General features: G+C 40.8%; 7 protein-coding genes and 1 rRNA gene. All 8 read right to left on the reverse strand.

Features of this window, described 5'->3' with window-relative positions; all coding sequences use genetic code 11:
• Positions 1–22 precede the first annotated feature (22 nt).
• Positions 23–1,096 (reverse strand): DNA integrity scanning diadenylate cyclase DisA, encoded by a 1,074-nt coding sequence (gene disA / locus L2716_RS17420; protein ID WP_236338665.1) that lies wholly within the window; start codon positions 1,094–1,096, stop codon positions 23–25.
• Positions 1,097–1,099: 3 nt separating this feature from the next.
• Entirely contained in the window at positions 1,100–2,470 is a 1,371-nt protein-coding gene (radA, locus tag L2716_RS17425; protein ID WP_236338683.1) for a DNA repair protein RadA, read from the reverse strand.
• A 203-nt stretch (positions 2,471–2,673) separates the two neighbouring features.
• A complete protein-coding gene (gene clpC / locus L2716_RS17430; RefSeq protein ID WP_236338692.1) occupies positions 2,674–5,106 on the reverse strand; it encodes an ATP-dependent protease ATP-binding subunit ClpC in 2,433 nt (810 codons plus the stop codon).
• A 13-nt stretch (positions 5,107–5,119) separates the two neighbouring features.
• Complete coding sequence (gene mcsB, locus L2716_RS17435) at positions 5,120–6,193, reverse strand: protein-arginine kinase McsB (protein ID WP_236338694.1); 1,074 nt, start codon at positions 6,191–6,193, stop codon at positions 5,120–5,122.
• Positions 6,194–6,195: 2 nt separating this feature from the next.
• Entirely contained in the window at positions 6,196–6,726 is a 531-nt protein-coding gene (mcsA, locus tag L2716_RS17440; protein ID WP_236338696.1) for a protein-arginine kinase activator protein McsA, read from the reverse strand.
• Positions 6,727–6,741: 15 nt separating this feature from the next.
• Complete coding sequence (locus tag L2716_RS17445; protein ID WP_236338698.1) at positions 6,742–7,206, reverse strand: CtsR family transcriptional regulator; 465 nt, start codon at positions 7,204–7,206, stop codon at positions 6,742–6,744.
• 128 nt (positions 7,207–7,334) lie between these two features.
• Entirely contained in the window at positions 7,335–8,051 is a 717-nt protein-coding gene (locus tag L2716_RS17450; protein WP_236338700.1) for an MgtC/SapB family protein, read from the reverse strand.
• Positions 8,052–9,071: 1,020 nt separating this feature from the next.
• Positions 9,072–9,168: ribosomal RNA gene (gene rrf, locus L2716_RS17455) — 5S ribosomal RNA — on the reverse strand; the annotation flags it as partial.

The raw sequence follows: 9,168 nt of genomic DNA on the forward strand, positions 1-9,168 counted from the left end.
AAACAAAGGGTACTCGGACTTCCTAAATATGGCGATCTAGAAAGAGTTGTTCTTGAATTCTTTTCAAACCATCTTTTATTTTACGGGCACGTATTTCTCCAATACCATCAACCTCATCTAACTCTTCTATTGAAGCTTTTAAGGTTTTTTGTAAATGCTTGAAGTGTTCAACTAAATTCTCAATGATCAGTGATGGTAGTCGTGGAATTTTATGCAGAATGCGATATCCTCTTGGTTTTACTGGTTCTTCATAAATATTCGAAGAAGGCATGTAGCCTAATAAACGTACAATTGCATTTTCTTCCAACAATTCTTCGCTTTTGAGCTTATTCAGTTCGTTCAATATATAAAATGGATCAACCGTTGGATCTTTAGAGTAATCTTTAATGATGAGTGCCGCTTCTGATTCTATATTTGAGACGAGCTCTTCCATTTGCATGCTAATTAGTCGTCCCTCAGAGCCTAGTTCATTTACATACTTGATGATTTCGTTTCGAATTCGCAGTACCATTTCTATTCTATGAATAACTTGAGAAACCTCTTGGAATGTAACGAGCTCTTCAAACTCCAAAGCACCTAAGTCAGTCATGCTTTGATCGAGTACAGACTTATATTTCTCAAGCGTTTGCAATGCTTGATTGGCTTTCGTCAAAATAACTCCAATATCTTGCAATGAATAACGAATATGGCCTTGGTATAGTGTAATGACACGTCTTCTTTGCGAAATGGAAATGACAAGGTTTCCCGTTTGTTTAGCTACCCGTTCTGCGGTTCTATGTCTAATCCCTGTTTCCTTAGATGGGATTGAAGTATCCGGAATCAATTGTGTATTCGCATATAATATCTTATGTCCATCGTCATTTAGAATAATTGCGCCGTCCATTTTAGCGAGTTCATACAAATAAGCGGGGGAAAACCGGCAATTAATCGTGAAGCCACCATCTACAAGCCTCTGTACTTTCTCATTATGACCGACGACGATCAAGCCACCAGTTTCTGCGCGTAGGACATTATCGATACCGTCACGTAAGGGTGTTCCGGGTGCAACATATTGAAGCATCTTACTTACGATTAACTCTCTCATTGCAACATCCATACGTTACCCTCCTGTCGTTTGACGTAGTGCTTCTTGTACAGACGAAACACCGACAAGTTCAATGCCTTTCGGTACGGTCCAACCACCGATGTTCTTCTCTGGTAGGATGACCCGTTTAAAGCCAAGCTTTGCAACTTCATTTACTCGTTGCTCAACTCTGGATACTCTTCTTACTTCGCCAGTAAGTCCTATTTCTCCTATATACACATCCGTAGGATTTGTAGGTTGATCTCTAAAGCTTGAAGCGATACTAATAGCAATCCCTAAGTCTATAGCAGGTTCATCTAACCTGACCCCTCCTGCGACATTGACATAAGCATCTTGATTTTGCATCAAGAGACCTACTCTCTTCTCAAGAACCGCCATTAACAGTGATACCCGATTATGGTCAATCCCATTCCCCATTCGGCGTGGATTACCAAAGCTCGTTGGAGAAACCAATGCTTGAATTTCAACTAGGACCGGTCTAGTCCCTTCCATGGAGGCTACGATTGAGGATCCCGCTGCGCCATTTGAGCGTTCTTCCAAAAAGACTTCAGATGGGTTTTCCACTTCATCGAGGCCTTTTTCTTTCATTTCAAATACACCTATTTCATTCGTTGAACCAAATCGGTTTTTCACCGCTCTTAAAATCCGATACGTGTGATGACGTTCACCTTCGAAGTAAAGAACTGCATCAACCATATGTTCTAGTAACCTTGGACCTGCAATCGATCCTTCCTTAGTTACGTGTCCTACGATGAAGGTAGCTATTCCATTTGATTTCGAAATTCTCATAAATTGCGACGTACATTCTCTTACCTGAGAGACACTACCAGGGGCGGAAGTGACTTCGGATCGGAAGACAGTTTGAATGGAATCTATGATGAGAAGTGTCGGTTTAACGTCTTGTATCGCTTTTTCAATTAAATCCATATCCGTTTCTGCATGTACATACAAACGATCATGATTAATTCCAAGACGTTGAGCCCTCAGTTTCGTTTGCTTGATTGATTCTTCTCCTGAAATATAGAGAACGGTTTGATCTGATTCAGCTAATGTAGAGGATGCTTGAAGTAATAGCGTAGATTTTCCGATACCGGGGTCTCCACCAACGAGAACAAGAGACCCTGGCACGACGCCTCCACCGAGCACTCGGTTTAGCTCATTAATTTTCGTGTCAATCCTCGGCTCTTTTTCACTCTTAATCTTTGTAATTGGTTCTGGCTTTTGGCTTGTTGCTCCTGTCTGAAAAGAGCGTCTCTGCCCTTTTTCTGGCTGAATAATTTCCTCTACCATCGTATTCCATTTATTACAACCTGGACATTTCCCCATCCACTTAGGAGAATCATATCCGCAGTCTTGACATAGGAATGCCGTTTTTTTCTTAGCCATCCGTACTATTCCCCATTTCCCTGACAGTTTCCGTACTGTATTCTATGATACTGCAATCATATCACAAACCAATCAGGGAGCACCTCTTATAACTATTGTATTCTTAATTACTACACATATGGTAAAAAAAGAGCCAGACAACTCCTCAACCATTAGGAGTGCCTGACTCTAGTTATCATCTTATATTAGTGATTGGCGTTTTTTTATGCTCCTGCACCAACCGTCTCTACTGTAAAGTCGTTGTTATCCACATCGATCTTTACCGTTTGTCCTTTAGAGATGTTACCTCTTAACAACTCCTCAGAGAGTCGATCCTCAATTTGACGTTGTAATGCACGACGTAAAGGTCTAGCACCATAGTCTGGATCGTAGCCTTCCTCAGCAATTTTATTAAGAGCCGCATCAGTCAACTCTATATCTACCCCTTGTTCAGACAACCGCTTCTGGAGCTGGTTCGACATCAGAGTGATAATATGCTTCAAGTGTTCTTTCTCTAGTGTATGGAACACAATCGTTTCGTCAATACGGTTTAAGAACTCTGGTCTAAATGCTTTCTTCAATTCATCCATCACTTTGGATTTCATGTTATCATACTCTTGGTTCTCGGAAGCCGCTGTGAAGCCCATGCTCTTGTTTCGTTTCAATGTGCTTGCACCTACGTTGGAAGTCATAATGACAACTGTGTTTCGGAAGTCAACAGAACGTCCTTTAGAGTCAGTCAAGCGTCCATCTTCTAGTACTTGAAGTAAAATGTTGAACACTTCAGGGTGGGCCTTTTCAATTTCATCCAAAAGGATGACCGAGTAAGGATTTCGACGGACCTTTTCAGTCAGCTGGCCACCTTCTTCATGCCCTACATATCCAGGAGGAGAACCAACTAGACGACTTGTCGTATGTTTCTCCATATATTCTGACATATCAATTCGAATAATCGAGTCTTCTTCTCCAAACAACGCTTCTGCAAGTGCTCTAGCTAATTCTGTTTTACCTACACCTGTTGGGCCTAGGAAGATGAAAGAACCAATTGGTCGTTTCGGATCCTTTAAACCAGCACGAGCTCTGCGAATAGCTTTTGAAATAGCTTTAACTGCTTCATCCTGACCGATGACACGATCATGAAGGATGGATTCCATGTTTAAGAGTCTTTCTGTTTCTTCTTGCTTCAATTTCGATACTGGAATTCCCGTCCAGTTCGCTACTACAAGGGCAATATCTTCAGGAGTAACTTCCGTGTTTTCTTGACCTTGCTTCTCTTTCCAGCTATTCTTCGTCGTCTCAAGCTCTTCTCTTAATTTCTGTTCAGAGTCTCTTAGTGACGCAGCTTTTTCAAACTCTTGGCTTTGTACAGCTGCATCCTTCTCTTTTCGTACACTGTCGAGACGTTGTTCTAACTCCTTAAGGTTCGGTGGAGCTGTGTAAGATCTAAGGCGAACTTTGGAAGCTGCCTCATCAATTAAATCAATCGCTTTATCTGGGAGGAATCGATCTGGAATGTATCGATCCGACAATTTAACGGCTGCGTCAATCGAGTCGTCAGTAATTGTCACACGATGATGTGCTTCATATCTGTCGCGTAATCCCTTTAAGATTTGAGTAGATTCTTCATTATTCGGTTCTTCCACACGGATTGGTTGGAAACGGCGTTCTAAAGCTGCATCTTTCTCAATATATTTTCGGTATTCGTCTAATGTTGTTGCACCAATACATTGAAGTTCACCTCGTGCTAGGGCTGGCTTCAGAATGTTCGAAGCATCGATCGCACCTTCAGCACCACCTGCTCCGATTAAGGTGTGTAACTCATCAATGAACAAGATGATATTACCCGCTTGTCGAATTTCATCCATTACTTTCTTCAGACGGTCTTCAAACTCACCACGGTATTTCGTTCCAGCTACCACAGTTCCCATATCGAGTGTCATAACTCGCTTATCTCGTAATGTCTCAGGTACTTCATTGTTTATAATCTGTTGGGCTAATCCTTCGGCAATCGCAGTCTTACCAACACCAGGTTCTCCAATGAGAACAGGATTGTTCTTCGTTCGTCTACTCAATACTTCAATTACCCGCTCAATCTCTTTACTTCTACCGATTACAGGGTCTAGACTACCATCGCGAGCAACAGCTGTTAGATCGCGAGCTAAGCTATCTAACGTTGGTGTGTTTGCATTGACGGAAGAACCTCCAGCTGATGAAGAAGATTCGTTACTACCGAGTAGCTGTAAAACTTGTTGACGTGCTTTATTTAAGCTGACACCGAGGTTGTTTAGGACGCGTGCTGCAACTCCTTCACCTTCTCGAATCAATCCTAGTAAAATATGTTCTGTACCTACATACGAATGTCCCAATTTACGAGCTTCGTCCATTGATAATTCAATGACTTTTTTCGCTCGAGGCGTGTAGTGAATCGTTTGTACTGATTCCTGCCCTTTACCTATGAGGGTTTCAACTTCCTTTTGGATCTTTTCAGGACTCAAACCAAGAACAGAAAGTGCCTTTGCAGCAATCCCTTCGCCTTCACGAACTAGACCGAGTAAGATATGCTCTGTACCTACATTATTATGACCTAATCGAATCGCTTCTTCTTGCGCAAGTGCGAGAACCTTTTGAGCTCGTTCTGTAAATCGTCCAAACATCATCGTGATCACCTTCCTATTCGTTGTTCTTTTCTAACTTCAAACGTTCACGAATCAATGTAGCACGGCGGATATCCCGATCATCTGGAGATAATGTTTCGCCAGCATACTGTTGTAAGAAACCTGGTTGAGTCAGTATCATTAGTTCATTCAATATTTTTCTTGAAATCCCTTCTATCATTTCTAAATCTATTCCAAGTCTTACATCAGATAAACATTTCGTCGCCTCTTTAGATTGTATGATTCTACTGTTGGCTAGGGTACCTAATGAACGGTATACCCGATCCTCTAGTTGTATCTTTGACGTTTCCAATAATGTATTTCGAGCAGATCGCTCTTCTTCTATAAGCTGTAAAACAACTCCCCTTAAATCCTCAACTATATCTATTTCTGATTTTCCAAGGGTCATTTGATTCGAGATTTGAAAGACATTTCCTTGTGCCTCACTGCCTTCTCCGTATATCCCTCTTACAACGAGGCCTAATTGATTAATCGCTGGGACAATTCGGTGAATTTTTTGAGTCATCACTAATGCTGGTAGATGCATCATCACTGATGCTCTCATTCCTGTACCTACATTTGTAGGACAGCTTGTTAAGTACCCATGCTTTTCATCAAAAGCATAATTAACCTTCTCTTCAAACCAATCATCAATGCCACTTGCTAAAGTCAAAGCCTCTGACAACTGAAATCCTGGAAATAGACATTGAATTCGTATGTGATCTTCTTCATTAATCATGATGCTAATCGATTCATCCTCACTCATTAAAACAGCTGAGTGTTTCGGTTCTTCGGCAAGATTCGGGCTGATCAAGTGCTTTTCGACTAACACACGACGTTCAATGACTTTTAATTGATCGACATTGATGTAAGAAAGGTTACCTACACTACCATATGCCTGATTCTCATAATGTTTTCGGATTTGTTCGTTAACCTCTTCAGATTGCTGTTCATCAGCGACCAATGGGAAAACATGATTCTCAAGATTCCGTGCTAACCGAATTCGACTGCTTAGAACGATATCGGAATCTGGACCTTCGTTTTTCATCCAAGGACTGATCGCTTCACTCATGAATCTTTTGAGAGACATCGTCAATCACTCCCCCCAAGCCGCTTTTCCATTGATTTAATTTGATCTCGAACTTGAGCTGCTTCTTCAAATTCTTCTTGATGGATGAGTTGTTGTAAATGCTGTCTAAGCTGGTTGATTTTCTTTCGTTCTAACAAATCATTACCGATTCTTTTTGGAATTTTACCAGAATGGTCTGTGTTCCCCCCGTGAATCCGTTTCAAAACTGGATCCAATTTGGATGCAAATGTCTTATAACAGTTCGAGCATCCGAATCGACCGATTTTAGCAAACTCTGAGTAGGTCATGCCACACTTAGAACATTGCATCACTTGTTGGCTACGGGCTTTGGAGGTAGATTCACTTAATGGGTGTTGCTCAAAGTTTAGTAAACCTGACAGCAAGTTGTGGATCGAAAATGAATTAGACCCTGGAATGAAATCTCCCTTTTCCTTTGCACACTGTTCACAAATATGAATTTCGTTTTTTTCTCCATTGATGATCTTCGTGAAGTGCAAAGTGGCTGGTCGTTGTTGACATTCTTGACAATACAAGCCTTACACTCCCCTTTAGTCTTTATACTTTAAGCTGTAGATCATTGACTTTAATAGATTTGCTCTTAGTTCATCTCTATATGGCAATACAATGTTAATCGTAGAACGATCAATGACACTTTTCATTAATCTAGCTTCTCGTATGTTTATGATTTCTTCTTCCATTAGCCTATAAATAATATTTTCGGCTGCAGATTGACTGATTCTATTTTTGATAAGCTTGAGGATTTGATCTAGTAAGATCGAAGCGCTATCCGTTTCAATTTTAATGATCCGAATATAACCTCCTCCCCCTCTTTTACTTTCCACAATAAAGCCTTTCTCAATCGTAAACCGAGTATTAATTACGTAATTTATTTGCGAGGGGACACATTGAAACTGCTCGGCAATTTCACTCCTTTTAATTTCTATCGCTTTCTTGTTGCTACCTTTTATAATTTCTTTAAGGTGTTCTTCAATGATGTCAGATATATTTTTCATCCCATCATAGCCCCTCCTTAACTCTGACTTTGACTTTCTTTGACTATAATTATAAACATTTGCCTGTGAGTTGCAAATGTTTTGATGTTTACATTATAGACAGAGTAGGTTCGGAGTAAACCGAAAAGTTATTCCGTTGCAAATACTTTATGAACATTTTCAATGGATTGTATCTTGTCATATACTTCTGGAAGCTTTTTTGTGTTAGAAACATGGATTTTGAATGAGTATTTAATTAAAGAAGTTGAAGCATCATTGGGATGGTCATCAATTGAGACATTTAAGATAGGCACTTTACATGCCTCTAATTCGTTGACGATACTCGATAACGAAACTTCTTTATTTTCTACAATCACTGTCACATGATGAAAACGTTGCTTTCGAAGGTATAAGTCTTCAAATTTGTTCAGAAATAAGAGACTAGCAATCATAACGAACGTTGTAAAAATGGCTTCATAATACATCCCAATCCCAACAACCAGACCAATTCCTGCTACTACCCAAATAGAGGCTGCAGTCGTCAATCCTCGAACCGTGACACCGTGCACTAGTATTGTTCCAGCCCCAAGGAATCCAATTCCACTCACTACATAAGCCGGTAAACGTGATGGATCAAATCCTTGAATTTGCTCATGAGAATTTAGAAAATCTTCAAAACCGAATATTGATAAAAGCATCATCAAACACGAACCTACCCCAACTAAAAGATGAGTTCGAAAACCTGCAGGATGGCGCTTAAATTCTCGCTCAATCCCAACCAAACCACAAAGAATTGCTGCGATTAATAAACGGACCGTAATCGTCACCGTTTTATCAGAAAACCAATCATACGTTAAAATATCCATAGACATCTCCCCTATAATTAAACGATACTACATAAACTTATCTTATGGTATATCGTAATCAATTATAGGCAAACAAAGAAAAAAGGTAAATGTAAAACCATTCCTATAATGACGAACTATAGAGGAATCATTTAATGGGGGAAAGTAACTTTTTATGAGCAGGCACATGGACTTAATGTAAACTTTGAATGCTCAGTATTTCGTTTGTGCTGGTACCAAGCACTCATTGCAACTCTTTGGGTGCTTCGTAGAGCGGTTTTCCTGCTACCGAGCACTCATTCCACCTCTTTGAGTGCTCCGTAGAGCAATTTCTCTGCTACCGAGCACTCATTACGCCTCTTTGGGTGCTTCGTAGAACAAATTCACTTCTACCGAGCACTCATTACGCAACCTATTTCATATATAGATGATTTTTGTGCCAAAAATCTTTCCTTATACAAGTGTTTCATACAACTTCGTCCATACTTGTGGAACTATTGCTCTCACTTGTGGAACTTGCGCTCTCATTCGTGGAACTTTCGGGATGGCTTGTGGAACTTTTGCTCTCGCTTAGGGAATTCAGTAACTTCTTACTACATTGTTCTTCTCAACCCTCACATGCTTTGTTGTTTTTAGTCCTTTCGGACTTTAAATCTTTCAGACACAAAAAAGAGCAGTCTCTCGACTACTCCTTTGAATTTGCCCGGACTTGCACAGGATGTGCTGACTTCGATGTTCACCACAGGACGTGGTGGCTCTTAATCGAAGTTCCTTTTTCACAGGGGGAAGCCCCCAATTACCATTGACGCGCGAGCTTAACTTCCGTGTTCGCTTTCGGCTTGCGATGAACGGCGGATCTCTTTGTCATCTACAGTCGTGCCGTCCTCGCGTATATCATACGCTCCGGTCGTCACTCCTTTGTTTCCTCGACCTCCTTGTTCCTCTCAACCCTCACATGCTTTGCTGTTTTAAGTCCTTGCGGACTTTAAAATTCTTTTCAAACACAAAAAAGAGCAGTCTCTCGACTACTCCTTTGAATTTGCCCGGCGACGTTCTACTCTCACAGGGGGAAGCCCCCAATTACCATTGACGCTGAAGAGCTTAACTTCCGTGTTCGGCATGGGAACGGGTGTGACCT

This window comes from Pseudalkalibacillus berkeleyi (assembly GCF_021608225.1).
Classification (GTDB): domain Bacteria; phylum Bacillota; class Bacilli; order Bacillales; family Fictibacillaceae; genus Pseudalkalibacillus; species Pseudalkalibacillus berkeleyi.

What these genes read in the sequence shown, in the direction of transcription:
- disA (WP_236338665.1), bottom strand. Translation starts at nt 1,096, where the DNA reads ATGGATGTTGCAATGAGAGAGTTAATCGTAAGTAAGATGCTTCAATAT.
- radA (WP_236338683.1), bottom strand. Translation starts at nt 2,470, where the DNA reads ATGGCTAAGAAAAAAACGGCATTCCTATGTCAAGACTGCGGATATGAT.
- clpC (WP_236338692.1), bottom strand. Translation starts at nt 5,106, where the DNA reads ATGATGTTTGGACGATTTACAGAACGAGCTCAAAAGGTTCTCGCACTT.
- mcsB (WP_236338694.1), bottom strand. Translation starts at nt 6,193, where the DNA reads ATGTCTCTCAAAAGATTCATGAGTGAAGCGATCAGTCCTTGGATGAAA.
- L2716_RS17445 (WP_236338698.1), bottom strand. Translation starts at nt 7,206, where the DNA reads ATGAAAAATATATCTGACATCATTGAAGAACACCTTAAAGAAATTATA.
- L2716_RS17450 (WP_236338700.1), bottom strand. Translation starts at nt 8,051, where the DNA reads ATGGATATTTTAACGTATGATTGGTTTTCTGATAAAACGGTGACGATT.